16 protein-coding genes are annotated in these 26,440 nt (G+C 73.0%); 5 read left to right on the forward strand and 11 right to left on the reverse strand.

What is annotated here, in order from left to right; all coding sequences use genetic code 11:
* Nucleotides 1–182: 182 nt before the first annotated feature.
* Nucleotides 183–2,993: a preprotein translocase subunit SecA gene (gene secA, locus ACF07V_RS12025; RefSeq protein ID WP_392153470.1), complete on the forward strand. Its 2,811-nt coding sequence runs from the start codon at nucleotides 183–185 to the stop codon at nucleotides 2,991–2,993.
* A gap of 51 nt (nucleotides 2,994–3,044) precedes the next feature.
* Here the strand turns inward: secA and ACF07V_RS12030 are convergent, their stop codons facing one another.
* A complete protein-coding gene (locus ACF07V_RS12030) occupies nucleotides 3,045–3,551 on the reverse strand; it encodes an Rv3235 family protein (RefSeq protein ID WP_392153471.1) in 507 nt (168 codons plus the stop codon).
* Nucleotides 3,552–3,825: 274 nt separating this feature from the next.
* Here ACF07V_RS12030 and ACF07V_RS12035 point away from each other — a divergent pair, with 274 nt between their 5' ends.
* Both ACF07V_RS12035 and ACF07V_RS12040 read left to right on the forward strand, forming a co-directional pair.
* On the forward strand, nucleotides 3,826–4,332 hold the full coding sequence (locus ACF07V_RS12035) for a DUF6912 family protein (RefSeq protein WP_392153473.1): 507 nt from the start codon (nucleotides 3,826–3,828) through the stop codon (nucleotides 4,330–4,332).
* A 34-nt stretch (nucleotides 4,333–4,366) separates the two neighbouring features.
* Nucleotides 4,367–5,023, forward strand: a complete 657-nt coding sequence (locus tag ACF07V_RS12040; RefSeq protein ID WP_392153474.1) for an HAD family hydrolase — start codon at nucleotides 4,367–4,369, stop codon at nucleotides 5,021–5,023.
* A gap of 175 nt (nucleotides 5,024–5,198) precedes the next feature.
* On the opposite strand, the gene ACF07V_RS12045 is transcribed toward ACF07V_RS12040, so the two are convergent.
* The gene (locus ACF07V_RS12045) at nucleotides 5,199–5,753 is read right to left on the reverse strand and encodes a DJ-1/PfpI family protein (protein WP_392153475.1); all 555 of its coding nucleotides are present in this window, start codon (nucleotides 5,751–5,753) and stop codon (nucleotides 5,199–5,201) included.
* 430 nt (nucleotides 5,754–6,183) lie between these two features.
* On the opposite strand from ACF07V_RS12045, the gene ACF07V_RS12050 reads away from it, so the two are divergent.
* Nucleotides 6,184–11,151 (forward strand): NAD-glutamate dehydrogenase, encoded by a 4,968-nt coding sequence (locus ACF07V_RS12050; RefSeq protein ID WP_392153477.1) that lies wholly within the window; start codon nucleotides 6,184–6,186, stop codon nucleotides 11,149–11,151.
* Between the two features lie 131 nt (nucleotides 11,152–11,282).
* On the opposite strand, the gene ACF07V_RS12055 is transcribed toward ACF07V_RS12050, so the two are convergent.
* The 5 genes from ACF07V_RS12055 to ACF07V_RS12075 form a co-directional block, all read right to left on the reverse strand.
* The gene (locus ACF07V_RS12055) at nucleotides 11,283–12,428 is read right to left on the reverse strand and encodes an FHA domain-containing protein (protein WP_392153478.1); all 1,146 of its coding nucleotides are present in this window, start codon (nucleotides 12,426–12,428) and stop codon (nucleotides 11,283–11,285) included.
* A gap of 10 nt (nucleotides 12,429–12,438) precedes the next feature.
* Nucleotides 12,439–14,316 (reverse strand): protein kinase, encoded by a 1,878-nt coding sequence (locus tag ACF07V_RS12060; RefSeq protein ID WP_392154176.1) that lies wholly within the window; start codon nucleotides 14,314–14,316, stop codon nucleotides 12,439–12,441.
* Between the two features lie 105 nt (nucleotides 14,317–14,421).
* A complete protein-coding gene (locus ACF07V_RS12065) occupies nucleotides 14,422–15,735 on the reverse strand; it encodes a glycosyltransferase 87 family protein (RefSeq protein WP_392153479.1) in 1,314 nt (437 codons plus the stop codon).
* A 26-nt stretch (nucleotides 15,736–15,761) separates the two neighbouring features.
* Nucleotides 15,762–16,571, reverse strand: a complete 810-nt coding sequence (locus tag ACF07V_RS12070) for an ABC transporter ATP-binding protein (protein ID WP_392153480.1) — start codon at nucleotides 16,569–16,571, stop codon at nucleotides 15,762–15,764.
* A complete protein-coding gene (locus tag ACF07V_RS12075) occupies nucleotides 16,564–17,481 on the reverse strand; it encodes an ABC transporter permease (RefSeq protein ID WP_392153482.1) in 918 nt (305 codons plus the stop codon). Before ACF07V_RS12075 ends, ACF07V_RS12070 begins: the two co-directional genes overlap by 8 nt.
* A 362-nt stretch (nucleotides 17,482–17,843) precedes the next feature.
* On the opposite strand from ACF07V_RS12075, the gene ACF07V_RS12080 reads away from it, so the two are divergent.
* Nucleotides 17,844–18,443: a TetR/AcrR family transcriptional regulator gene (locus ACF07V_RS12080; RefSeq protein WP_392153483.1), complete on the forward strand. Its 600-nt coding sequence runs from the start codon at nucleotides 17,844–17,846 to the stop codon at nucleotides 18,441–18,443.
* A gap of 10 nt (nucleotides 18,444–18,453) precedes the next feature.
* Here the strand turns inward: ACF07V_RS12080 and ACF07V_RS12085 are convergent, their stop codons facing one another.
* From ACF07V_RS12085 to ACF07V_RS12100, 4 genes are all read right to left on the reverse strand, one after another.
* Complete coding sequence (locus ACF07V_RS12085) at nucleotides 18,454–19,305, reverse strand: carbohydrate ABC transporter permease (protein ID WP_392153484.1); 852 nt, start codon at nucleotides 19,303–19,305, stop codon at nucleotides 18,454–18,456.
* Entirely contained in the window at nucleotides 19,302–20,567 is a 1,266-nt protein-coding gene (locus ACF07V_RS12090) for a carbohydrate ABC transporter permease (protein WP_392153485.1), read from the reverse strand. Before ACF07V_RS12090 ends, ACF07V_RS12085 begins: the two co-directional genes overlap by 4 nt.
* A gap of 103 nt (nucleotides 20,568–20,670) precedes the next feature.
* Nucleotides 20,671–22,011, reverse strand: a complete 1,341-nt coding sequence (locus ACF07V_RS12095; RefSeq protein ID WP_392153487.1) for an ABC transporter substrate-binding protein — start codon at nucleotides 22,009–22,011, stop codon at nucleotides 20,671–20,673.
* 131 nt (nucleotides 22,012–22,142) lie between these two features.
* Nucleotides 22,143–26,414: an FtsK/SpoIIIE domain-containing protein gene (locus tag ACF07V_RS12100; RefSeq protein ID WP_392154178.1), complete on the reverse strand. Its 4,272-nt coding sequence runs from the start codon at nucleotides 26,412–26,414 to the stop codon at nucleotides 22,143–22,145.
* Between the last annotated feature and the right edge of the window lie 26 nt (nucleotides 26,415–26,440).

Below are 26,440 nucleotides of genomic sequence, written 5' to 3' on the forward strand. Positions count from 1 at the left end.
CCTTCCGCCCACCTCGTGCGTTCTCTTTACGGGCGGGCGTACGGCTCGGGCACTGCGGGCCTCCCTGTGCGAGGGCGGTCTCGCTTACGATGGCCGTTGCGGTGGGGACCACCTGCCGTGCCCGCGCTCGCGTCCATCACAAGACCCAGTGCCAGGCCCGACCGGCAAGGAGACCAGCCTCAGTGTCCGTCTTCAACAAGCTCATGCGTGCAGGCGAAGGCAAGATCCTGCGCAAACTGCACCGCATCGCGGACCAGGTCAACTCCATCGAAGAGGACTTCGTCAACCTCTCCGACGCCGACCTGCGGGCGCTCACCGAGGAGTACAAGCAGCGGTACGCCGACGGCGAGAGCCTCGACGACCTGATGCCCGAGGCCTTCGCGACCGTTCGCGAGGCCGCCAAGCGCGTCCTCGGCCAGCGCCACTACGACGTCCAGCTGATGGGCGGCGCCGCGCTCCACCTCGGCCACGTCGCCGAGATGAAGACCGGTGAGGGCAAGACCCTCGTCGGCACCCTCCCGGCGTACCTCAACGCGCTCTCCGGCAAGGGCGTGCACCTGATCACGGTCAACGACTACCTGGCCGAGCGCGACTCCGAGATGATGGGCCGCGTCCACAAGTTCCTCGGCCTGTCCGTCGGCTGCATCCTGGCCAACATGACGCCGGCCCAGCGCCGTGAGCAGTACGCCTGCGACATCACGTACGGCACGAACAACGAGTTCGGCTTCGACTACCTGCGCGACAACATGGCGTGGTCCAAGGACGAGCTCGTCCAGCGCGGCCACAACTACGCCTGTGTCGACGAGGTCGACTCCATCCTCGTCGACGAGGCCCGTACGCCGCTGATCATCTCGGGCCCCGCCGACCAGGCCACCAAGTGGTACGGCGACTTCGCCAAGCTGGTCACCCGGCTGAGCAAGGGCGAGCCCGGCAACCCGCTCAAGGGCATCGAGGAGACCGGCGACTACGAGGTCGACGAGAAGAAGCGCACGGTCGCCATCCACGAGGCCGGCGTCGCCAAGGTCGAGGACTGGCTGGGCATCGACAACCTCTACGAGTCGGTGAACACCCCGCTCGTCGGCTACCTGAACAACGCCATCAAGGCGAAGGAACTGTTCAAGAAGGACAAGGACTACGTCGTCATGGACGGCGAAGTCATGATCGTCGACGAGCACACCGGCCGTATCCTCGCCGGCCGCCGCTACAACGAGGGCATGCACCAGGCGATCGAGGCGAAGGAGGGGGTGCAGATCAAGGACGAGAACCAGACCCTCGCCACGATCACCCTCCAGAACTTCTTCCGCCTCTACGACAAGCTCTCCGGCATGACCGGTACGGCCATGACCGAGGCGGCCGAGTTCCACCAGATCTACAAGCTCGGCGTCGTCCCGATCCCGACGAACAGGCCGATGCAGCGCAAGGACCAGTCCGACCTGATCTACCGGACCGAGGTCGCCAAGTTCGCCGCCGTCGTCGACGACATCGCGGACAAGCACGAGAAGGGCCAGCCGGTCCTCGTCGGCACGACCTCCGTCGAGAAGTCCGAGTACCTCTCGCAGCAGCTGGCCAAGCGCGGCATCCCGCACGAGGTCCTCAACGCCAAGCACCACGAGCGCGAGGCCACGATCGTCGCCCAGGCCGGCCGCCGCGGCGCCGTCACCGTCGCCACGAACATGGCCGGCCGTGGTACGGACATCAAGCTCGGCGGCAACCCGGACGACCTCGCCGAGGCCGAGCTGCGCCAGGCGGGCCTGGACCCGGTCGAGCACGTCGAGGAGTGGGCCGCGGCCCTGCCCGGCGCCCTGGAGCGGGCCGAGAAGGCCGTGAAGGCGGAGTTCGAGGAGGTCAAGGACCTCGGCGGTCTGTACGTCCTCGGCACCGAGCGCCACGAGTCGCGTCGTATCGACAACCAGCTGCGCGGTCGTTCCGGCCGTCAGGGCGACCCGGGCGAGTCCCGCTTCTACCTGTCGCTCGGCGACGACCTGATGCGTCTGTTCAAGGCGCAGATGGTCGAGCGCGTGATGGCCATGGCCAACGTGCCGGACGACGTGCCGATCGAGAACAAGATGGTCACCCGTGCCATCGCCTCCGCGCAGTCCCAGGTCGAGACCCAGAACTTCGAGACCCGTAAGAACGTCCTGAAGTACGACGAGGTCCTCAACCGGCAGCGCGAGGTCATCTACGGCGAGCGCCGCCGCGTCCTGGAGGGCGAGGACCTGCACGAGCAGGTCCAGCACTTCATGGACGACACGATCGACGACTACATCCGCCAGGAGACCGCCGAGGGCTTCGCGGAGGAGTGGGACCTCGACCGTCTGTGGAACGCCTTCAAGCAGCTCTACCCGGTGAAGGTGACCGTGGACGAGCTGGAGGACGCGGCCGGGGACCGGGCGGGCATCACCGCCGAGTTCATCGCCGAGTCCATCAAGGACGACATCCACGAGCAGTACGAGACGCGCGAGAAGCAGCTCGGCTCGGACATCATGCGTGAGCTGGAGCGGCGCGTGGTCCTCTCGGTCCTCGACCGCAAGTGGCGCGAGCACCTCTACGAGATGGACTACCTCCAGGAGGGCATCGGCCTGCGCGCCATGGCGCAGAAGGACCCGCTGGTCGAGTACCAGCGCGAGGGCTTCGACATGTTCACCGCCATGATGGAGGGCATCAAGGAGGAGTCCGTCGGCTACCTGTTCAACCTGGAGGTCCAGGTCGAGCAGCAGGTCGAGGAGGTCCCGGTGCAGGCGAGCGCGCCGTCGCTCGCCAAGGAGGACGCCGTGCCGGCGGGTGCCGGGCGTCCGGAGATCCGCGCCAAGGGGCTCGACACCCCGCAGCGGCCGGACCGGCTGCACTTCTCCGCGCCGACCGTGGACGGGGACGGCGGTGTCGTCGAGGGCGACTTCGCCTCCGACGACGCGGACTCCGGCGACGGTCTGACCCGTGCGGAGCGCCGCAAGGCGCAGAAGAACGCGGGCGGCGGGCGTCGCCGCAAGAAGTGACGTTCTGAACGTGCAGGAGGGGTCGGTCGCCGGTGGCGGCCGGCCCCTTCGTCATGGGTGGCGGGCGGCCACGCCGAGGCCGTCCAGTTCCACGGCGGCGCAGCGCCAGCGCTGGTCCTCGCCGCGCTCCAGGCGGAACGCCATGGCCCGCACGCGGGCGCCGGTCGCGATGGTCGCGAAGGCCTCGATCGCCGTGTGCGGCGGCTGCACCTGGATCGAGCAGCGGCGGAGGACCGGGCGGGGGCCGAGCGAGCGCAGGGGCGTCTCCGGGGCCAGCCGGACGAGCTGCTCGTACGCGTCTCCGACGGTGTGGCCGAGCATCCAGTGCACGGGCCGCTCCCCGCTCAGGACGGCGAGCAGGCGCTCGGCGAAGACGGTGTGCGGGGGGAGCGTGCGGGGCGGGCCGCCCTGGGCGGGGGTGCGGGGGCGGGTGCCGGCGGAGCCGCGCGGACGGGGTCCGGCGGAACCACGCGGGCGCGTGCCGGCCGGGCCGCCGGGGGCGTTGCGGGGGCGGGGCCGGGGGAGCGGCGAGGGCGTGGTGGTGAGCGTGGCGTTCATGGCGGGCCCCTGTCGTTGCGTAACCGAGTGATACCAGTCGGTAACTTCCGTTGGGGATCTTGTACGGGGGGACTCCGGGGCCCCGCAAGGGCCCTGCCGCGCCGGAGCGCCCTCGACATCGGATCACCTATCCGGGTGACGCGGTCGAAAATCGGCTCTCCGGCGGCTCGGCGCGCGGCCTTCCGCGGTGGACGGACGGCAAGTCCGGCCCGCCGCCCCGAAGGGGGACTCCGCACGTATCCTGAGGGCTCTCCGTCTACGAAAGCGGCCTGCCATGCGCGTCTACGTCCCTCTGACCCTCCCCGGTCTCGCACAGGCGCACAAGGCGGGCGAACTGGGGCCCGGTCCACTGACCGCCTACGCCGTCACCCCCGCACTGCGCGAGTGGTACGTCTCCGACGACATCGAGGAACTCGAGTACGCGGCGCTCAACCGGGCCGCCTCCGCCTCCCTGCGGCTCCTCGCCGGTGACCCCGAGGCGCCCCGGCGCCGGATCGTCGTCGCCGTCGACGTGGCCGACAAGGACGCGACCGTCGACCCCGACCGCGGGCTCGACGCCGGCTCCCTCGGCGAGGTCCGCGTCGCCGGAGCCGTACCGCTGACGAAGGCCGCGGCCGTGCACGCCGACGCGGACGACGCCGAGGCGGACGTCACCGCGGCGGCGGACGCGCTCGGCGCGGCGGACCAGGGCGACGACGACGCGCAGTTCGTCGTGGACGGGGCCGAGGACCACGAGCTGCTCTGGTTCGGGGTGCAGGAGATCCCGGGGCTGCTCGGCTGACTTCGCTGTCGGTCGGGCCGGGTACCGTCTTCGCATGGGGAAGCACGGAAAGCACCTGGTCTGGGACTGGAACGGCACACTGCTCGACGACATCGGCGCAGTGATCGGCGCGACGAACGCGGCCTTCGCCGAGCTCGGACTCGAGACGATCACGCTTGAGCGGTACCGCGAGCTGTACACGGTGCCGGTGCCGAAGTTCTACGAGCGCCTGATGGGGCGGCTGCCGACGGACGAGGAGTGGACCGTCATGGACGGGGCCTTCCACCGGCACTACTGGGAGCGGGCCGAGTCCTGCGGGCTCACCGCCGGGGCGGCGGAGCTGCTCGCGGCCCGGCAGGCGTCCGGGTTCACGCAGTCGCTGCTGTCGCTCGCGCCGCACGCCGATCTGATACCGCTCGTGCGGCGGTACGGGATCGCCGAGCGGTTCGTCCGCGTGGACGGGCGTCCCGACGCCTCGACCGACGGGAAGTCCGGGCACATGGTGCGGCACCTCGACGCGCTCGCCGTCCCGGCCGAGCGGGTCGTCGTCATCGGCGACGCCGCGGACGACGCGGTGGCGGCGGCGCATGTGGGGGCGCGGGCGGTGCTCTACACCGGCGGGTCGCACAGTCGGGCTTCGCTCGCGCGGGTCGGGGTGCCGGTGGTGGACTCCCTGGAGGAGGCCGTCGCCGTCGCGGAGGAGCTGGTCTAGGAGCGGGCGCCTCTCCCGCGGAGCGGGTGGCCGTGGGGCGGGTGGCCGTGGGGCGGCGTCCCTCCGGTGGTGGGTGGCGGGCGAGGCGGGCCGGGTGCGGCCCGGTGGGGGGTTGTGCCCACCCGTTCCGCCCTTGCGGAACGTATGCCCACAACCCCTGCAACCACCCGGGGTGTCAGCCCTTCGCGCGGAGGACCTTCAGGAATTCGCGCATCCAGGTGGGGTGGTCCGGCCAGGCGCGGGAGGAGACCAGGAGGCCGTCCACGACCGCCGCGCTGTCCTGGAAGGTCGCTCCCGCCGACTGCATGTCGAGCTCCAGGGCCGGGTAGGCCGTGACGTGGCGCCCCTCCAGGCCGCCGATCGCCGCCGTGAGCAGCGGGCCGTGGCAGATCTGGGCCACCGGCTTGTCGGCGTCGAAGAAGGCCTTGAGGATCTTCCGGAGCTCCGGATCGTTGCGCAGGTACTCCGGTGCCCGGCCGCCCGGGATCACCACCGCCACGTACGCCCCCGGGTCGACCTCGGAGAAGGCCAGGTCGGCGGGCCAGGTGTAGCCCGGCTTCTCCGTGTACGTGTCGTAACCCGGCTCGAAGTCGTGGACGACGAAGCGGAGCGTCTTGCGGGCCGGAGCGGCGATGTCGACCTCGTAGCCCTCCTCCAGAAGCCGCTGGTAGGGGTACATCACCTCCAGCGACTCCGCCGCGTCCCCGGTCACGATCAGGATCTTCGCCATGGCTCTCCCAGATCACAGATGGTCGGTCTGTCGTGCTGTGCCCATGGTTGCGCACGGGGTGCCTCCGGCGTGGTGGTTTGCCGAGGAGACACGTGTCGCTGTCCATATCGTCAAACTTCCCCCGCTCTTTTGTACGCATACGGCTCATGACGGTTCGGGGGTCGGGGGCGATAGGCTTTTGCCGTGATCAGCGCGATACGCCAGGGGGGCAGTGAAGCCCCCGGCTGCCGCCCGGACCGCGACAGCGGCCGGGCCGACCGTGCGTTCGCCGATCCTCTCCGTCCGGGCGTGCCGCGTTCCGTGGCCGATAACGACCTGGGCATCTCTCATCCGGGCATAACGTCGACTTCGACCGGAATCACCGCGTCGTGGCGTTGTGTCCTTTCTTCCACCGACGTCACGCAACGGCGCGCGACAGGAGTCAGAGGACATGCAGACCAAGCTGGACGAAGCAAAGGCCGAGCTGCTCGAGAGGGCCGCCCGGGTAGCTGAGCACAGCCCGGTCGGGGGGCGACTTCCGACGGGCCCGGAGGGCTCTGGGGAGCGTCCGGACCGGGACACCGTGCTCGATTACCTCCAGCGCTACTACCTGCACACCGCGCCCGAGGACCTCGCCGACCGCGACCCGGTCGACGTGTTCGGCGCCGCGCTCTCTCACTACCGGCTCGCGGAGAACCGCCCGCAGGGCACCGCGAGCGTGCGCGTCCACACCCCGACGGTGGAGGAGAACGGCTGGACCAGCAGCCACTCCGTCGTCGAGGTCGTCACCGACGACATGCCGTTCCTCGTCGACTCCGTCACCAACGAGCTGTCCCGCCAGGGCCGCGGCATCCACGTCGTGATCCACCCGCAGGTCCTCGTCCGCCGTGACGTCGCCGGGAAGCTCATCGAGGTCCTGTCGGCCCAGATCCAGGGCGAGCTGCCGCACGACGCGCTCACCGAGTCCTGGATCCACGTCGAGATCGACCGCGAGACCGACAAGGCCGACCTCAAGCAGATCACCAACGACCTGCTGCGCGTCCTCTCCGACGTCCGCGAGACCGTCGAGGACTGGGACAAGATGCGCGATGCCGCCCTGCGCATCGCCGAGGGCCTGTCGGCCGAGCCCACCGCCTCCGACCTGCGCCCGACCGAGGTGGAGGAGGCCCGCGAGCTGCTGCGCTGGCTCGCCGACGACCACTTCACCTTCCTCGGCTACCGCGAGTACGAGCTGGTCAACGGCGACGCCCTGTCCGCCGTCCCCGGCACCGGCCTCGGCATCCTGCGCTCCGACCCGCAGCACGGCGCCGACGACCAGGGCCACCACGCCCACCCCGTCTCGCCCTCCTTCAGCCGGCTGCCCGCCGACGCCCGCGCCAAGGCGCGCGAGCACAAGCTGCTGATCCTGACGAAGGCCAACAGCCGGGCGACCGTGCACCGCCCCTCGTACCTCGACTACGTCGGCGTGAAGAAGTTCGACGCCGACGGCAACGTCATCGGCGAGCGCCGCTTCCTCGGTCTCTTCTCGTCCGCCGCCTACACCGAGTCCGTCCGCCGGGTCCCCGTCGTCAAGCGCAAGGTCCAGGAGGTCCTCGCGGGCGCCGGCTTCTCGCCGAACAGCCACGACGGCCGCGACCTGCTCCAGATCCTGGAGACCTACCCGCGCGACGAGCTCTTCCAGACCCCGGTCGACCAGCTGCAGTCCATCGTCACCAGCGTCCTGTACCTCCAGGAGCGGCGCCGGCTGCGGCTCTACCTGCGCCAGGACGAGTACGGCCGCTACTACTCGGCCCTCGTCTACCTGCCGCGCGACCGCTACACCACCCGCGTCCGGCTGCGGCTCATCGACATCCTGAAGGAGGAGCTCGACGGCACCAGCGTCGACTTCACCGCCTGGAACACCGAGTCGATCCTCTCCCGTCTGCACTTCGTCGTCCGCGTCAAGCCCGGCACCGAGCTGGCGAAGCTCACCGACGCCGACGTCGACCGCATCGAGAACCGGCTCGTCGAGGCCGCCCGCTCCTGGGCCGACGGCTTCGGCGAGGCCCTCAACGCCGAGTGCGGCGAGGAGCGCGCCGCCGAGCTGCTGCGCCGCTACGGCAACGCCTTCCCCGAGGGCTACAAGGCCGACCACTCGCCGCGCGCGGCCGTCGCCGACCTCGTCCACCTGGAGGCCCTCGCCGGCAGCGGCAAGGACTTCGCGCTCTCCCTGTACGAGCCGGTCGTCGCCGGCCCCGGCGAGCGCCGCTTCAAGATCTACAAGACGGGCGACCAGATCTCCCTCTCCGCCGTCCTGCCGGTCCTCAACCGGCTCGGCGTCGAGGTCACCGACGAGCGCCCGTACGAGCTGCGCTGCGCCGACCGCACCCACGCCTGGATCTACGACTTCGGCCTGCGGATGCCGGTCGCGACCGGCAACGGCGGGGACTACTTCGGCGACGACGCCCGCGAGCGCTTCCAGGAGGCCTTCGCCGCCACCTGGACCGGCGAGGCCGAGAACGACAACTTCAACTCGCTCGTCCTCTCCGCCGGGCTCAACTGGCGAGAGGCGATGGTGCTGCGCGCCTACGCCAAGTACCTCCGCCAGGCCGGTGCCACCTTCAGCCAGGACTACATGGAGGACACCCTCCGCAACAACGTCCACACCACCCGGCTGCTCGTCAACCTCTTCGAGGCCCGCATGGCCCCGGAGCGCCAGCGTGCCGGCACCGAGCTGATCGACGCGCTCCTCGAGGAGCTGGACGCCGCCCTCGACCAGGTCGCGAGCCTGGACGAGGACCGGATCCTGCGGTCCTTCCTCACCGTCATCACGGCGACGCTGCGGACGAACTTCTTCCAGACGGCGGCCGACGGCAAGCCGCACTCCTACGTGTCGATGAAGTTCGACCCGCAGGCCATCCCCGACCTGCCGGCCCCGCGCCCCGCCTTCGAGATCTGGGTGTACTCCCCGCGCGTCGAGGGCGTCCACCTGCGCTTCGGCAAGGTCGCCCGAGGCGGCCTGCGCTGGTCCGACCGCCGTGAGGACTTCCGTACGGAGATCCTCGGCCTGGTCAAGGCGCAGATGGTGAAGAACACCGTCATCGTGCCGGTCGGCGCCAAGGGCGGCTTCGTCGCCAAGCAGCTCCCGGACCCGACCGTGGACCGCGACGCCTGGCTGGCCGAGGGCATCGCCTCGTACAAGACCTTCATCTCGGCGCTCCTCGACATCACCGACAACCTGGTCGCGGGCGAGGTCGTGCCGCCGGTCGACGTGGTCCGCCACGACGAGGACGACACGTACCTCGTGGTCGCCGCCGACAAGGGCACCGCCACCTTCTCCGACATCGCCAACGGCGTCGCGGAGTCGTACGGCTTCTGGCTCGGCGACGCCTTCGCCTCCGGCGGCTCCGCCGGCTACGACCACAAGGGCATGGGCATCACCGCCCGCGGCGCCTGGGAGTCCGTCAAGCGGCACTTCCGCGAGCTGGGCCACGACACCCAGACCGAGGACTTCACCGTCGTCGGCGTCGGCGACATGTCCGGCGACGTCTTCGGCAACGGCATGCTGCTCTCCGAGCACATCCGCCTGGTCGCCGCCTTCGACCACCGCCACATCTTCATCGACCCGAACCCGGACGCGGCCGTCTCGTACGCCGAGCGCCGCCGGCTCTTCGACCTGCCGCGCTCCTCGTGGGCGGACTACGACACCTCGCTGCTCTCGGCGGGCGGCGGCATCCACCCCCGCAGCGCCAAGTCCATCCCGGTCAACGGGCAGATGCGGGCCGCCCTCGGCATCGAGGCCGGCGTCACCAAGATGACCCCGGCCGAGCTGATGAAGGCGATCCTCCAGTCGCCCGTCGACCTGCTGTGGAACGGCGGCATCGGCACGTACGTGAAGTCCTCGGCCGAGTCCAACGCCGACGTCGGCGACAAGGCCAACGACGCCATCCGCGTCGACGGCCAGGACGTCCGCGCCCAGGTCATCGGCGAGGGCGGCAACCTCGGCGCGACCCAGCTGGGCCGCATCGAGTTCGCCCGCGCCGGCGGCCCCGAGGGCCAGGGCGGCAAGGTCAACACCGACGCCATCGACAACAGCGCCGGCGTCGACACCTCCGACCACGAGGTCAACATCAAGATCCTGCTCAACGGGCTCGTCGCCGAGGGCGACATGACCGTCAAGCAGCGCAACAAGATCCTCGCCGAGATGACGGACGAGGTCGGCGCGCTCGTCCTGCGCAACAACTACGCGCAGAACACCGCCCTGGCCAACGCCGTCGCCCAGTCGCCGTCCCTGCTCCACGCCCACCAGCGGTTCCTGCGCCGCCTGGGCCGCGACGGGGCCCTCGACCGCTCCCTGGAGTTCCTGCCCAACGACCGGCAGATCCGCGAGCTCCTCAACAACGGCCGGGGCCTGAGCCAGCCCGAGCTCGCCGTCCTCCTCGCGTACACCAAGATCACGGTGGCCGACGAGCTGATCGGTACGGAGCTGCCGGACGACCCGTACCTGCGCGGGCTGCTCCACGCGTACTTCCCGACGCTGCTGCGCGAGAAGTTCACCGAGGCCGTCGACAGCCACGCCCTGCGCCGCGAGATCATCACCACGGTCCTGGTCAACGACACCGTCAACACCGGTGGCTCGACCTTCCTGCACCGCCTCCGCGAGGAGACCGGAGCGTCGATCGAGGAGATCGTCCGCGCGCAGACCGCCGCCCGGGTCGTCTTCCGCCTCGGCCAGGTCTGGGACGCCGTCGAGGCCCTCGACAACGTGGTGCCGGCCGACATCCAGACCCGGATGCGGCTGCACTCCCGCCGGCTCGTCGAACGCGGCACCCGCTGGATGCTCAACAACCGGCCGCAGCCGCTCCAGCTCACCGAGACCATCGAGTTCTTCGCGGACCGCGTCGAGGAGGTCTGGGCGCAGCTGCCGCAGCTGCTGCGCGGCGCGGACCTGGAGTGGTACCAGTCGATCCTGGACGAGCTGACCGAGGTCGGCGTGCCGGAGGAGCTCGCGCTGCGGGTCGCCGGCTTCTCCTCCGCCTTCCCGACGCTCGACATCGTCGCGATCGCGGACCGCATGGGCAAGGAGCCGCTCGCGGTCGCCGAGGTCTACTACGACCTGGCCGACCGGCTGCGGATCACCGACCTGATGGACCGGATCATCGAGCTGCCGCGCAGCGACCGGTGGCAGTCGATGGCCCGTGCCTCGATCCGCGAGGACCTCTTCGCGGCGCACGCGGCGCTGACCGCCGACGTCCTGACGGTCGGCAACGGCACCACGAGCCCCGAGGAGCGGTTCAAGGCCTGGGAGGAGAAGAACGCGGCGATCCTGGGCCGCGCGCGGACGACCCTGGAGGAGATCCAGGGCTCGGACACCTTCGACCTGGCGAACCTGTCGGTCGCCATGCGGACGATGCGGACGCTGCTGCGCTCGCACAGCTGACGTTCTGAGCTCACGCAGCTGACGGTCCGAGCTCACGCAGCTGACGGTCTGAGAGGGAAGGGCCCCGCCGGTGTTCCGGCGGGGCCCTTCCCCGTGTTCGCGCGGATGTCGTTTCCCGTCTTGCCCCGGATTCAGACGTACGTCGTCGTCGCCGCGTCCGGCTCCTCCGGCGGCCTCCGGCTCAGCCAGCGCCGCGCCAGCTCCGTCGGGAAGCGGCGCCCGCTGCGCGCGAGGACCACGCCCCGGACCAGCTCCAGCTCGTCGCCGCCGTGGAAGCCGTGGTCACGGCCCGGCACCAGGGGCGTCCACGGGTCGGGGCCGGTGCGGCGCGCGGTGGTCCGCCGCCGGGTGCCGTAGCTGCTCAGGTCGCGCACGTGGATCGTGCCGCCGGAGATCCGCAGCTCGACATGGGCGCGGCTGAGACCGGCCGTCCGCTCCGCCGGGACGAGACCGTGCAGCGAGATCCCGCCGGGGCCCGGGGCGCGCCCGACCCGGACGGTCGTGCCGTCCTCCAGGGTGAAGCGCTCGACCGGCTCCCCGTCGAGGAGCAGCTTGAGCTGGGCCGTCGCCGTCCGGGGGCCGGCGTCGAGCAGCGGCCTGCCGTGCTGCTCGCAGCGGGGGACGCCGCCGCGCATCCGGGGGAGCAGGGCGAGGCTCCCGCGCCCGGTGTCGTAGAGGGTGCAGTGGGGGTCGGGGCAGCGCCAGTTGCGGCGCACGACCTCCGAGAGCGGTTTGCGGCGGCGGTCGAGGAGGCCCTTCTCCTTGAGCGCCGACTCCTCCAGCTTCCGGGAGATGGCCAGGGCGGAGGCCACTCCCATGTCGCGGGGTTCCAGGACGACCGTGCCGTCGGGGCCGGGGGCCGGGCGGAGGAAGTCGTCGGTGTTGCCCTGGATCCAGCGGTAGGCGAGCCGGGCGTCGCGGAAGAAGTCCCCGGAGATGACCGGGATGCCGGTCATCTCGCACAGTTCGAGGACCCGCTGGTCGGCGTCCCCGAGCTCCTCGACGAGACCGCGCCCCACCCAGCGGCCGAGCCGCTCGGCCTCCTCCGGGTCCGCCCATTCGTGGCGGCCGCCGAGCCGCAGGCTGCGGTCGGAGACGAGGTAGAGCGGGACGTCCGGGTCGCGGGCGAGGGCGGCGGCCGCGTCGACGACCAGCCGCAGCCGGTGCAGGGAGCGGCCCGCCCGGCCGCCGAGCGTCCGGTCGCGGACCACGTTGGAGAGGTCCACCAGGAAGGCGGCCCGCTCGAAGTCCGCGGTGAGGTGCCGTTCCAGCGGCATGGTCCCTCCCCTAGAGCTTCCAGACGGTGAGCTGGGCGAAGTAGTTGGGCAGGTCGTTCTCGGCGTTCTTGGTGATCTTGGTGATCTCCAGCATGGCGAGCCGGTCGTCGCTGGTCTTTCCGCACAGGAGGGTGCCGACGGGGATCTCCTCGCGGAGCTTGTCGGCCTCGATCTCCTGGGGGAGGACATCGCCCTGGGAGCCCTCCAGGCACTGGCGGGCGGTCTTTCCGGCGCTCTTGCCCAGGCCGCTGGGGAACTCCCAGTCGCCGCCGGAGACCTCGCTCATGATGATTTCGGAGTCCCAGCGGTTGAAGTCGCCGGTGCCCTTGATCTCGGGGACGTCGAGGTCGACCCCGGCGATCTCCGGTTCGGCGGGTGCCCGCAGGGCGAAGGGCCGGTCCTCGAAGACGAGGGTGTACCCGGCGTCGTCGGCGGCCGGCGTCGGGGTGGTGGTCTTCGGGGCGGTGCTCCCCTGGTCCTTCGTGGGGCCGGGGGTCCGGTCGGCGGTCGGTGTGCTGCCGCCGCCGCGGGCGTCGTCGCCGCCGTCCCCGTCGCCGCCGAACATCTGGGCGACGCGCCAGGTGCCGACGACCAGGAGGACGGCGACGGTCGCGGCGACCGCGATCTGTGTCTGCCGGCGCGGGGAGTGCCGGGGGGCGGCGGGCGGGTTGTAGCGCGGCTGGGACCCGAAACCCGGCGGCGGGGTCGGTCCTGCGGCCGGCGGTGCGAAGGTGTGGGTCGCGTCGGCGGTCGGCGCCGCGAAGGGCTGCGTGGGGCCGGTGCCGGTCGGCGGTGCGAAGGCCTGCGTCGGGCCGGTGCCGGGCGGCGGGGTGCTGTCCCGCAGGGTGGGCTCGTGGATGGGCGGCGGCAGGGTGGGCCCGGTGCCGCCCGGGGCGGTTCCGGGGGCCGTGGCCAGGGGCGGCACGGTCGGTTCGTCCGCCGGGACGGTGCCGTCGTCCGGGCGCGGCGGACGGGCGGCCGCCCGTACGCGGCGGTCGACGGCCGCGGCCACGGGGGCCGGCAGCCAGTCGCCGAGCGCGGTCAGCGGGCGTCCCGCGGCGCGCTCGCACCAGTCGGTCAGCTCGGCGGGGGTGATGCGGTCCGCCGGGTCGGCGGTGAGGCAGCGCTCCAGGAGCGGGCGCAGCTCCGTCGGGTAGCCGTCGAGGTCCGGGGGCCGCAGGGCGGTGTTGGCGATCCGGGTGCCCACGGTGAACGCCCCGCCGTCGCCGTAGGGGTGGCGTCCGGTGGCGGCGACCGCCGCGATGAGGCCGAGGGAGAAGACGTCGCCGGCCGGGGTGACCGGTTCGCCGAGGGCGTGCTCCGGCGACATGTACTGCGGGGTGCCGATGATCCGCCCGCTGCGGGTGATCTGGGTGGCGTCGGCGGCCCGGGCGATGCCGAAGTCGATGACGAACGGGCCGGTGGGGGCGAGCATGATGTTGCTCGGCTTCAGGTCGCGGTGGACGACCCCGGCCGCGTGGATCGCGGTCAGGGCCCGGGCCGCGCAGCCGACGAGCGGGAAGACGGTGGTCAGGGGCAGCGCCCCGAAGGCGCCGAGCGCGTCGTGCAGCGCGATGCCCGGGACGAAGGCGGAGGCCAGCCAGGGGGAGGTGCCCGAGGTGTCGTGGTCGACCACGGGCACCAGGTGGTAGCCCTGCACCCGGCGGGCGGCCTGCACCTCCTGCTCGAAACGCTGCCGGAACTCGGGGTCCTGGCCGTACTCGCGCAGGATCAGCTTCAGGGCGACGGGCTGGCCGCCCCGCGTGTGCGAGAGGTAGACGGTGCCCATGCCGCCCGCGCCGAGCCGGGCGACCAGCCGGTATCCGGCGATCTCCCGGGGGTCGTCGGGGCCCAGGGGCGTGAGTATGTCGTCGACGCCGGTACCGATGAGAGCCTCCCCCGCTCTGTCAGCCGCTGCCAGGTGCTGACAGCGCTTTCCGGACGAGCCTACGACACGGTGGAGCTCCCCAACTTCCCTCCCGCGAGGGTGGGTTCATTCGGCCGGCGGCCCGCCGGCGGTCGAGGTCCACAGACGGCGGGCGGCGAGCAGGGCCGCCGCGAGGAGCAGGGCGTTGCGGAGCACCATGACGGCCACGCCGGTGGGGGTGCCGGCGACGACCTCGTCGTAGAGGACGGGGTACGCGAGGGAGCTCAGCGCGGCCGCCGGGAGGAGCAGCAGGGCGACCGGGCGCATCACGGTGTGGCGGGAGGTCAGGCAGGCGGCGGCGAGGCCGAGCAGCCAGATCATGTACTGGGGGCTGATCACCCGGCTGGTGACGGTGAAGAGCAGGACGGCGGCGAAGGCCGCGTCGAGCGGGGTGGCGGGGGTCCAGCGGTGGGCCGTGAGGCGCCACAGGAGCAGCCAGCCGAAGGCGATGACGGTGAGCATCAGGGCGAGGTGCCCGAGGGTGGAGACGTACGGGCCGACGTACTCGAAGGCCCCGTAGCGGAACTCGACCCTGCCGGGCCAGACGCCGGTGGCGCGGGCGACCGCGAGGGCCGTGCCGCCCAGGGACTCGATCTGGATGCCGCGGCTGCCCTGCTGGCGCAGGAAGCCCAGCGAGTCGGAGAAGAACAGCGCCAGGGTGGCGAGGAGGGCGAGCGCGGTGACGGCGGCGGCGGTCCAGGCCTCCCGGGTGGTACGGCCCCGGGGCGTGCCGATCAGGGCGAGCGCCGGCCACACCTTGACCATGGCGCCGATCCCGGCGAGCGCCCCGCCGAGCTGGTGGGCGGCGGTGGAGCGGGCGGTCAGGGCGAGGAGCGCGAGCACGGCGAGGGCGGTGGTCTGGACGTCGTACCGGGCGAGCGGCAGATGGAGGAGGAGGGGGAGGCCGCAGACCCAGATCCAGGCGCCGTGGGTGAGGCGGGCGCTGTCGGCCCGGGTGAGGGCGAGGGCGACGAGGGCGTCGGCGAGGACGGTGAGGGTGACGAAGGCCTGGAAGTAGCTGAGCCAGGGGAGGATGCCCGGCGACATGATCACGAGTCCCGCGCCGGGCGGGTACTGCCAGGTGACGTCGCCGGGCGGGAAGGTGCCGTCGGCGAACATCCCGTACCAGTGCTGGTAGAGGGCGACCTCGCGGCCGACCCCGCCGATGCCGAGGTCGTCTCGGGCGAGGAGCAGGAGCATCCCGGCCCGGGTGAGGAGCCAGACGGCGGCGAGGGCGAGGTGGGGGCCGCGGCCGACGGTGACGAAGGTGGCGGAGGTGAAGGTGTCCGAGTCGAAGGGGGACCCGGTGAGGGCGGGGGGCTCGCTCGCGGAGCGGGGTGGCGACTGGAGGGGGTCCGGCTGCGGCTGATCGTTCGTCATCCCACCGCACTTTAGACCGCTATGTCTTATTTGTTGGTCTTCTTGGTCTCCGGCTTGGCCGTGAACTCCTCGTATGCCGCCACCACCTCCTTCGCCGGACCGTCCATCCGCAGCGTCCCCGCCTCCAGCCACAGCGCCCGCTCGCAGGTCTCCGTGATCGTGGAGTTCGAGTGGCTGACCAGGAAGACCGTGCCCGCCTCCGCCCGCAGTTCGTCGATCCGCTGCTGGCTGCGGCGGCGGAAGCGCGCGTCGCCGGTCGACAGGGCCTCGTCGATGAGGAGCACGTCGTGGCTCCTGGCGGCGGCGATGGCGAAGCGCAGCCGGGCGCCCATCCCGGAGGAGTACGTCCGCATCGGGCGGGAGATCGCGTCGTCCTTCTCGTTGATGCCGGAGAAGTCGACGATCCCGTCGTAGCGCTCGCGGACCTCCGCACGGGTCATGCCCATCGCGAGGCCGCCCAGGATCACGTTCCGCTCGCCGGTCAGATCGTTCATCAGGGCCGCGTTCACACCGAGGAGGGAGGGCTGTCCCTGGGTGTGGATCGCCCCCCGGTCGACCGGCTGGAGGCCCGCGATCGCCTTCAGGAGGGTGGATTTGCCAGATCCGTTCGAACCGATCAGGCCAATTGCCTCGCCCCGGTACGCGACGAAGCTGACGCCCTTCACGGCATGGACCCGGCGGCCGGCCGGAGCCGTACCGCGGCGCATGATCCGGCCGAGCGCGGCGGTGGCGCCGCCCCGGCCGCCGGAGTGCCCGCCGTGGACGGTGTACGTGATGTGGACGCCGTCGGCGATGACGGTGGGGGTTCCCTGTGCTCGCTGGTGCGTGTCAGCCACGGCCGTACGTCTCCTCCGCCTTCCAGAACCAGATGAAACCGCCCGCGAAGGCCAGCACGGCCCAGCCGGCGGCGAGCGCCCACACGTGCGGCGGCAGCTGCGCCCGGGTGTAGCTCTCGATCAGCGCGAAGCGCATGAGGTCGATGTAGACCGCCGCCGGGTTGCACTGGAGCGCGAGGACCACGGCCTCCGGGAAGCGCCCGCTGCTCGCCAGGTTCTGGATCGACCACATCGCTCCCGAGGCGTACATCCAGGTCCGGAGCACGAACGGCATCAGCTGGCTGATGTCCGGGGTGCGGGCCGCGACCCGGGCCAGGGCGAGCGCGACGCCCGTGCTGAACAGCGCCTGGCAGAACAGCGCCGGGACGGCGAGCAGCCAGCTCCAGGTGGGGAACTCCCCGAAGCAGGCCAGCATCACGACCAGCGCGGCGAGCGAGAACATCAGCTGCTGGAGCTGCTGGAGCGCGAGCGAGATCGGCAGGCTCGCGCGCGGGAAGTGCAGGGCGCGGACCAGGCCCAGGTTGCCGCTGATCGCCCGGGTGCCGGCCTGGGCCGTGTTGGCCGTGAAGGTCCACACGAAGATGCCGGTCATCAGGAAGGGGACGTAGTCGGGCACGCCGCTCTTCGCGTTCAGCAGGATGCCGAAGATCAGGTAGTACACGGCCGCGTTGAGGAGCGGGGTCGCCACCTGCCAGACCTGGCCGAGGCGCGCCTGGCTGAACTGGGCGGTGAGGCGGGCGGTCGCGAAGGCGGCGATGAAGTCGCGGCGGGACCAGAGCTGCCGCACATAGGCGGGGAGCGAGGGGCGGGCCCCGCTGACGCTCAGGCCGTGTCGGCGGGCGAGGGCGCCGAGGTCCTCCCGCTCCGCGGGGGCGGCCGGCTGCGCGGGTGGGGCGAGGGTGGTGGTCACGGGCGGGCGCTTTCGACGAGGGTGCGGGGGGCGCGGACGCTTTCGGTGGGGGGTGGGAGGGCCTGCGGTGCGGGTTTGCGGGTCTGCGGGTCTGCGGTGCGGGGGCCTGCGGTGCGGGTCTGCGGGTCTGTGGGCCTGCGGTGCGGGTCTGCGGGTCTGCGGTGCGGGCCTGCGGTGCGGGTCTGCGGGTCTGCGGTGCGGGCGTGCGGCTGTCCGGGCGTGGCGGGCAGGGGTGCGTCCGCCTGCCAACGACGGAACGGGTCCGTATCGTCGCTACGGGGAGGTTAGGACGCCCGCACGTCGGAACGCAACCGTCTCGTCGTAACGCGGTCGGGATGTCGCGGTTCGTTAGGATGCCGTCCATGACCGATCCGACCCCCCGCCGCGCCCCCGCCGGAGCCGCCGTACTCCGCGAGGACGTGACCGAGGCCATCCGCGCCGCCGTCTTCGAGGAGCTCGCGGCCGTCGGCTACGCCCGGATGTCCATCGAGGGCATCGCGCGCCGCGCCGGGGTCGGCAAGACGGCCGTCTACCGGCGCTGGAAGTCCAAGCTCGCCCTCGTCCTCGACCTCGTCGGCGCCTTCGCCGCCCAGGGCCTGCCGGCACCCGCCAGCGGCTCCCTGTACGGGGACGTGCGCGCCCTCCTCGAAGTGGCCTCGCACGCCCTGCGCCACCCGGTCGCCTCCCAGGTCATCCCCGACCTGCTCGTCGAGGCCGCACGGCACCCCGAGATCGCCGAGACCGTCAAGACCGTGCTGCTCGACGGACAGCAGGGCGTCATGACCCAGATCGTCCGCGAGGCCGTCGCACGCGGCGAACTCCCCGAGGGCACCGACCCGGGCAAGGCCCTCGACCTGGTCGTCGGCCCGCTGTACTGGCGCCTCGTCGTGGTCCGTACGCCCCTGCCCAAGGGGTACGCGGACGAGCTCGCGCGCTCGGCAGTCGCCGCGCTCAGGGCCTGACCGCGGCGGGCTACTTCACCGCGCCCGCCATCACCCCGGTCGTGAACTGCCGCTGGAACGCGAAGAACACCACCAGCGGCACCACCATCGACACGAACGCCCCCGGCGCCAGCACGTCCACGTTGTTGCCGAACTGGCGCACCTGCTGCTGGAGCGCCACCGTGATCGGCGGGGACTGGGAGTCCGCGAAGATCAGCGCGACCAGCATGTCGTTCCACACCCACAGGAACTGGAAGATCCCGAGCGAGGCGATCGCCGGACCGCCGAGCGGCAGCACCACCCGCGTGAAGAGACGGATCTCGCCCGCCCCGTCGAGCCGCGCCGCCTCCAGGAGCTCGCGCGGGATCTCCGCGAAGAAGTTCCGCAGCAGGAAGATCGCGAACGGCAGGCCGAAGGCCGTGTGGAAGAGGACCACCCCGGTCGTCGTCTCGAAGAGCCCCACCGCGCCGAACAGCTTCGACACCGGGACCAGGGCCACCTGCACCGGGACCACGAGGAGGGCGACCACGCCCAGGAACCACCAGTCCCGGCCCGGGAACTCCAGCCACGCGAAGGCGTAACCCGCGAGCGAGCCGATGAGGAGGACGAGGAGGGTGGCCGGGACGGTGATCAGGACGGTGGAGAGCAGCGAGCCGGTGATCGTGTCGTTCGCGAGGAGACGGCCGTAGTTCTCGGTGGTCAGTTGAGCAGGGGCCGTGAACACCTGCCACCAGCCGCTCGCCGCGATGTCGGACGGCGAGCGGAGCGAGGACAGCAGCAGCCCGATGGTCGGCAGCAGCCAGAACAGGCCGGTGAGGAGGAGGAAGACCCGGACGGCTCCCCCCGTCACGCGGGCCGAGGCCCTTGCCGCGAAGCTCTTCACCGGCGGGACTCCCTTCGGATGCGGCGGATGTTGACCACCATCACCGGCAGCACGAGAAGGAGCAGGACGACCGCGATGGCCGAGCCGACCCCGAGGTCCGCGTCCGTGCCGAAGGACGAGCGGTACAGCTGGAGCGCGAGCACGTTCGCGTCGTCCTGCGCGGAGCCGGGCGCGACGACGAAGACCAGGTCGAAGACCTTGAGCACGTTGATCATCAGCGTGACGAGGACGACCACGAGGACCGGCGCGAGGAGCGGCACCGTGATCCGGCGGAACACCTGCCACTCGTTCGCCCCGTCCACCCGCGCCGCCTCCAGGAGTTCGCGCGGTACGGCCGCGAGTCCGGCGCCGATCAGGACCATCGCGAACCCGGCCCACATCCACACGTACGCCCCGATGACGGCCGGGGTGACGAGCGAGGGGCCCAGCCACTCCACGCCGTTGTACTGCTCCCGGAAGTTGCTCGCGGGCAGCCGGAGCACCGCTCCGTCCGCGCGGTCGGCGGGCAGGGAGAAGCTGCCGTCGGCGGCCGCCGTGGCCGTGGCGACCACCTTCCCGTCCCGGACGGCCTCGATCCGCAGCCCCTTCAGGCCCAGTTCCTTCGGGTCGACCACGTTCGGCTTCCCGCCGCCGCCCCGGGTGAAGTCCAGCCAGGCCGTTCCGGAGACGTCCGTGCCGGAGGCGGCCGGGGTGCGCGCCGGGCGCGCGTCCTGGGGCATCCGCGCCGGAGCCACCCCGACCAGCGGCAGCCGTACGGGCACGCCCGCGTGGACCGGCTCCTTCGTGACGTACGCCCCGCCGCCGGCGCCCTTCAGCGGGTGCACGGGCAGCGGGCGGGCCTTCGGGAAGCCGGAGGACTCGGCGAAGGTGTCGTGGACCCCGACCCAGACGGCGTTGGCGACCCCGCGGTCCGGGTCCTGCTCGTAGACGAGCCGGAAGATGATCCCGGCCGCGAGCATCGAGATCGCCATCGGCATGAAGACGACCAGCTTGAACGCCGTCCCCCAGCGGACCCGTTCGGTGAGGACGGCGAAGACCAGACCGAGCACGGTGGCGACCGCCGGGGCCACCAGGAGCCAGATCAGGTTGTTGCGGACGGCGGTGCGCAGCGAGTCGTCGGTGACGAGCGCGAGGTAGTTGTCGAGGCCGACGAAGGACGAGTCCGAGCGGTCGAAGAGCGAACGCCGGACCGAGTACCCGATCGGGTAGACGACGAGCGCGCCGAGGAGGAGCAGGGTCGGCAGCAGGAAGCCCGCGGCCACGGCCCTGGTCCTGGTCCTGTCCCTGCTCCTGCTCCTGTCCTTGGTCCTGTCCTCGGTCCTGTTCCCGGTCCTGTCCCTGGTCTCTGTGGCCGTCACAGCGGCCTCAGCCCTTGTAGGCCTTCGCCGCGTCCGCCTCCAGGCGCGCCTGCGTCCCGGCGATGTCCTTCGGGTTCTTCAGGAAGTCCTGGAGCGCCTTCCACTCGCCCTTGCCGGGCGTCCCGCCGAAGGACTGCGGCATCTGGTCCGACATGTCGAAACGGAAGTCGTCGCCGGCGCCGATGAGCGCCTTGGCGATCTCGCGCTGGACGTCGTTCGGGTACGCCGCCGGGTCCAGGTTCTTGTTGGGGGAGAGGAACCCGCCCTCGGCCGCCCAGATCTTCGCCGCGTCCGGGGAGGCCAGGAAGGCGAGCAGCGCCTGCGCGCCCTTGGTGTCCTTCAGGGCCACCGCCGCGTCGCCGGCCGTCACCACGGGCGCGGTGCCGGCGTCGCCGACCTTCGGGAACGGGAAGACCTTCGCGTCCTTCCCGATCTCCGCCTTCGTCTGGGCGATGTTGACGGCCGCGAAGTCGCCCTCGAAGACCATCGCCCCCTTGGGCTGGTCGCCGCCCGTGAAGGTCTGCGTGACCGATGCCGGGTACTCCGTCTGCAGCGCGCCGTCCGGGCCGCCCGCGATCAGCGTCCGGTTGCCGAAGAGCTCGGCGAGGGTCTTCAGCGCGGCGGTCACCGACGGGTCCGTCCACTTGATCTCGTGCTTCGCCAGCTGGTCGTACTTGGCCGGGCCCGCCTGGGAGAGGTAGACGTTCTCGAACCAGTCGGTGAGGGTCCAGCCGTCCGCGCCGCCGACGGAGACCGGCGTCACGCCGGAGAACGAGATCGTCTCGGCGGTCGCGAGGAACTCCTTCCAGGTCTTCGGCTCGGAGGCGCCCGCGCCTTCGAAGACGGCGGTGTTGTACCAGACCAGGGACTTGTTGGCGGCCTTGAAGTAGACCCCGTACTGGGTGCCGTCCACCGCGCCGAGCTCCTGCCAGCCGCGCGAGTAGTTCGCCGCGAGCGCCGCCTTGGCGTCCGGGCCGACCGGCTTCAGCCACTTCTGGGCGGCGGCCTGCTGGATCGCGCCCACCTGCGGGAGCATCGCCACGTCGGGCGGCGAACCACCGGCGATCTTCGTGCCGAGGAAGTTCACGATCGGGTCCTGCGCGGGCACGAAGGTGACGGTCGCGCCGGTGCGCTTCTCGAACTCCTTCAGGACCTTGGTGAAGTTCTCCTGCTCGGGACCCGTCCAGACGGCGGCGACCTCGATCTTCTCGCCCTTGAGGGAGAGTTCGCGGTCGGGCGCGGGCTGTGGGTCCTTCGCGCTCTCGCCGCCGCAGCCCGCGAGGGTGAGGGCGAGTACGGTCGCCGTTGCCGTGACCAAGGCCTTGCGTGGACGAAGAGTTGTACGCATCGCTGCCCCGTCTCTCCCGTGCGCTTCGCTGTCCGTCCGACAGGTCTACGCCGGGCCGCGAGGCCCCGCAATACCGCCTTTCGTGTCCTCCGTGGTCAACGCGCCGATCGTGACGCCCTCGTGACGTGCCGTCAGCTGTGCGTGGCCGGGGTCAGCGGGGACACGGGCGTCGCCTCGACCGAACGCGCGGCCCGGTCGAGCGCACTCGCCAGGAGGGCCAGGTCCGTCGGTCCGTTGCCCAGCTCACGGACCGGGCGGCGGGTGGGCGGGTCGCCCATCCGCTCCCACTCCAGCGGGACGACCGTCGGGCGCAGCGTCGCCGTCCGGGGGATCCGGCCCGTGACGCGGCCCGCCTGGAAGGGGGTCACCCGGCCGTCCGGATGCCCGAGGCGACCCCGCCCGGCCGCCGGCACGTCCGGGCCCGCCGCCACCGGGGGCGCGTCGAGCACGATCCGCAGCCGGGCCCCGTGGGCCAACTCCGTGTCGGCGGTACGGTCCGGGCGCGCCGAGGTCGCGACGAGGTGCACCCCGAGCCGCTCGCCGTTCCGCGCGACGGCCTCCAGGGCCCGCACGACGGACCCGGCGGCCGGCCGCCCGGGGGCGCCGAGCGCGGGCGCGACCAGGGCGTCGAAGTCGTCGACGAGCACGACGAGCCGAGGCAGCGCTCGCGCGGAACCCTGCTCTCCGGAGGCGGGCCGCGGAATCCGCCCGGCGGCCTCCTCGGAGGCGGGACGGGGCACACGGCCGCTGGTGCGACCGGTGACGTCGTCGGCGCCGGAGTACGGGACGCGGCCGCTGCCGCGGGCGGTGACGTCCTCGGCCCCCGGGTGCGGCACGCGCGCGCTGGTGCGGCCGGTCAGGTCGTCCGCGCCCGGGTACGGGACGCGGCTGCTGGTCCGGCCGGTCACGTCTTCGGCGCCGGGGTGCGGCAGGCGGCCGCTGGTGCGGCCGGTCAGGTCGTCCGCGCCCGGGTACGGGACGCGGCTGCTGGTCCGGCCGGTCACGTCCTCGGCGCCGGGGTGCGGCACGCGCGCGCTGGTGCGGCCGGTCAGGTCGTCCGCGCTCGGGTACGGGACGCGGCCGCTGGTCCGGCCCGTCACGTCGTCCGCGCCAGCCGCGCGCGGGACGCGGCCGCCGGGGCGGTCCGGGAGGTCTCCGTCGCCGGTGCGGAGGGTGCGGCTGCTCGGGCGGTCGTCGAGGCCGCCGTCCCGCCGCGGCAGCCGCCCGCTGGGCGTATCGGCCAGGAAGGCGTCCCCGCCGGACCGTCCGCGCGTACCGGCCCGCTCGTCGGTCGACCCGTCGCCGGGCCGGGGGACGCGCGCGCCCGCCCGGTCGGTCGGCTCGCCCGTACGGGGGACGCGGCCGCTCGGGCGGTCGTCGAGATCGCCGGACCGGGGCACGCGCCCGCTCGGGTGGTCCGTGAGATCACCGGCACTCGGGTGGGGGATGCGGCCGCTGGTGCGGCCGGTGAGGTCGTCGGCCCCCGGGTGCGGCACGCGCGCACTGGTGCGGCCGGTGAGGTCGTCGGCGCCGGGGTACGGGACCCGGCCGCTGGACCGGCCGGTGACGTCCTCGGCGCCGGGGTGGGCGACTCGGCCGCTGGTCCGGCCGGTCAGGTCGTCCGCGCCCGGGTACGGGACGCGGCCGCTGGTCCGGCCCGTCAGGTCGTCCGCGCCCGCCGCGCGCGGGACGCGGCCGCCGGGGCGGTCCGAGAGGTCTCCCTCGCCGGTGCGGAGGGTGCGGCTGCTCGGGCGGCCGTCGGCGTCTCCCGTGCCGGGGTACGGGACGCGGCCACTCGCACGGCCCGTCACCTCGTCCGCGCCCTGGTACGGGGCCCGGGCGGTCGGGAGCGCGCCGATCGTGCCGTCGCCCGTGCGGAGCGTGCGGCCGCTCGGGCGGTCCGTCAGGTCGCCGGTGTCCGGGACTCGGACCGTCGCGCGGGCGCCCTGCGGCACGGATTCCGCCGCGCTCGGGGCGCGCTGGCCGATCAGCCGGTCGGCGGCGCGCGCCACCCCCCGGCGGTCCGCGAAGTGGGCGTCGCCCAGGAGCTCCGCCCTGCGCTTGAGCTCGGCGCCGAGCGCCTGGGCGAACTCCCGCATCCGCACCGGGTCCGAGGCCACCAGGTGCTCGGTGACGTGCGGCAGCTCCGTACAGACCGCGAGGCCCTCACCGCGCTCCCCGCCGGCGCCGTCCACGAGGAGCAGGCCGAGCCGGTCCGGGCGGCCGCCGGCCGCGAGCGAGGCGGCGATCGAGCGGAGGAGCTCCGTGCGCCCGCTGCCCGCCGGGCCCTCGATCAGCAGGTGCGGACCCTCCTGGGTGAGGTCCACGGACAGCGGTCCGCGCGGGCCCGCGCCCAGGACGGCCGTGCCGTCGGCGGCGGAGGCCCAGCGGGCCATCAGCGAGGCGGGGGTGGCCCGGGCGAGCCCGAGCTCGTCGAGCAGGCGGGAGGAAGGGGGCAGCGCGGCCGTCCGGGCGCCCGGGGCCGCGGCCGTCTCGGGGCGCAGCGGGGCGAGGGCCCGGCCGAACCGCTCGGCCCAGGCGACGGAGACCGCGTCGACGACGCCGACGGTGCCGTGGCCCGCGAGCCGCCCGCCGGAGGTCCGGAGCAGCCGCAGCGCCGTCGCCACGTCACCGCTGAGGAGCGCGGCGGCCCCGCACTCGCGGAAGGCGAGGGACGCGGCGCACGCGGCCTCGTACGTGGCGGCCACCGGCGAGTCCGGGGTGGCGGCGGGCGCCTCGGCGAGGCACAGGAGGTGGATGCCGGCCGCCGCGCCGACGCCCGCGAGGCGGGCGACCGTTTCGCGCAGGGCCGCCGACCCGGGGTCGCCGTCGACGATCACGACCGTCGTCGGCCCGTCGTGGCGGGCCGCGGCCTCGGCGACGGAGGCGCGGTCGGCGCTGGGCCAGGAGGGGCCGAGCGGGCCGTCGTCGAGCCGCCGGGTCAGCTCGGCCGTACGGGCCTGGGCCTGCTCGCGGTCGTACGCCAGAAGGAGCCGGCAGTCCTGGCCGTGGGCCGGCCGGACGTGCGGGAGCCAGCCGAGCCAGCCCCAGGCACGGCGCCGCGCCTCCAGGGAGCGGTTCCGGTCGGCGCTGATGAGCACGATCTCCAGGTCGGAGGGGGAGTGCAGGGCGGCGAGCTGGGCCACGACCGAGCGCGCGAGCCCGGTGAGCCGGTCGCCGGGGCCCGCCAGGCCGAGGGAACCGGCCTCGCGCAGGCCGACCGTGACGGGCACGCCGGAGAGTTCCGCGCGGTCCGTGGTGCCGAGCCGGACCACCAGGGACTCGGGGTGGTCCTGGGCCCGCTCCCAGAGCCGGGGGCCCGGGCCGAGGGCGGTGAGCAGGACGGTGGCCGGATCGGGCCAGGTGTCGGCGAGCGGTACGGGGCCGGGGGCGCCGGCCCGTGTGCCGGGGCCGGGCCGGGTGCCTGCGTGCGTGTCCGGGGAGGCGTGGGTGGCGTGGACGTCGGTGGTGGGGAGCTCCTCGCGGCCGCCCGCGAGGCGCCGGGCCCAGGCGCCGAGCCCGCGCTTGCCGCCGGCGCGCGCGGGGGCGGTGGGGGCGGCGGGCGCGTCTGCCCGGTCACGGGTCCTGCCGTGGGGCTCGCCGCCGTCCTGGCCGGCGTACCCGTCGTGCGGGTCCCTCGCGTGCGCGTGGTCCCCGTCGTAGACCTCGCCGTACGCGATGCCGCGCGCCCCGCCGTGGGTGGCGTCGTCCGCCGGTCCCACCGGGTCGGGCCGGTCCGGGAGGTCCGTCGTGTGCGCGACGCGCAGGTGGCCCTCCCCGTCCGGGGCCGTTGGCACCTCCGTACCCCCGGAGGTGCCGCCGGGGCCCGTCAGGCGGAGGGCGGACTCGCCGAGGCGCAGCAGGGCGCCCGGGCGGAGCGGGACGGGGCGGTCGCCGACGGGCACGCCGTCGAGCGTCGTCCCGTTCGTCGAGCCGCGGTCGGCGACCGTGATCCGGCCGTCCGCGCCGACGGTGACCGTGCAGTGGGAGCGGGAGACGTCCGGGTCGTCGAGCGGCACGTCGGCGTCGACGGAACGGCCGATTCTGATCGCTCCGCCGTGCAGCAGGTGCACCCCGCCCGCGTCCGGGCCCGCCACGACGTGCAGCCGGGCTGCGGCCGTCTCGTCGGCCCGGTCGTCCGGACCCGGGACCTGGAGCGAGAGGACCGCTCCGTCGACCAGCGGGGGTTCGCCGAGCACGCAGCGCCGGTTGTCGAGCCGCTCCGCGCCCGCGTAGAGCACGGTGGTGCCCGAGGCGGAGGTGTCGGGGCCGGTCACGGCGGCGGCGAGGTTCGAGGCCACGGTGGCGAGGGCCGTCCCGGCGGGGGCCGTGACGAGCACGTCGCAGGTGCGCCCGGCGCCGTGGCCGGCGTACGGCGCGAGGACGGTCAGCCGGATCTGCATCGCCGTCAGCGGTCCCTTCTGCGCGA

This window comes from Streptomyces sp. NPDC015661 (assembly GCF_043077765.1).
GTDB lineage: Bacteria > Actinomycetota > Actinomycetes > Streptomycetales > Streptomycetaceae > Streptomyces.

Excerpts from the sequence above, each read along its gene's own strand:
- ACF07V_RS12080 (WP_392153483.1), top strand. The coding sequence starts at position 17,844 with ATGACCGATCCGACCCCCCGCCGCGCCCCCGCCGGAGCCGCCGTACTC.
- ACF07V_RS12065 (WP_392153479.1), bottom strand. The coding sequence starts at position 15,735 with ATGACGAACGATCAGCCGCAGCCGGACCCCCTCCAGTCGCCACCCCGC.
- ACF07V_RS12100 (WP_392154178.1), bottom strand. The coding sequence starts at position 26,414 with ATGCAGATCCGGCTGACCGTCCTCGCGCCGTACGCCGGCCACGGCGCC.
- ACF07V_RS12045 (WP_392153475.1), bottom strand. The coding sequence starts at position 5,753 with ATGGCGAAGATCCTGATCGTGACCGGGGACGCGGCGGAGTCGCTGGAG.
- ACF07V_RS12035 (WP_392153473.1), top strand. The coding sequence starts at position 3,826 with ATGCGCGTCTACGTCCCTCTGACCCTCCCCGGTCTCGCACAGGCGCAC.
- ACF07V_RS12040 (WP_392153474.1), top strand. The coding sequence starts at position 4,367 with ATGGGGAAGCACGGAAAGCACCTGGTCTGGGACTGGAACGGCACACTG.
- ACF07V_RS12055 (WP_392153478.1), bottom strand. The coding sequence starts at position 12,428 with ATGCCGCTGGAACGGCACCTCACCGCGGACTTCGAGCGGGCCGCCTTC.
- ACF07V_RS12030 (WP_392153471.1), bottom strand. The coding sequence starts at position 3,551 with ATGAACGCCACGCTCACCACCACGCCCTCGCCGCTCCCCCGGCCCCGC.
- ACF07V_RS12050 (WP_392153477.1), top strand. The coding sequence starts at position 6,184 with ATGCAGACCAAGCTGGACGAAGCAAAGGCCGAGCTGCTCGAGAGGGCC.
- ACF07V_RS12095 (WP_392153487.1), bottom strand. The coding sequence starts at position 22,011 with ATGCGTACAACTCTTCGTCCACGCAAGGCCTTGGTCACGGCAACGGCG.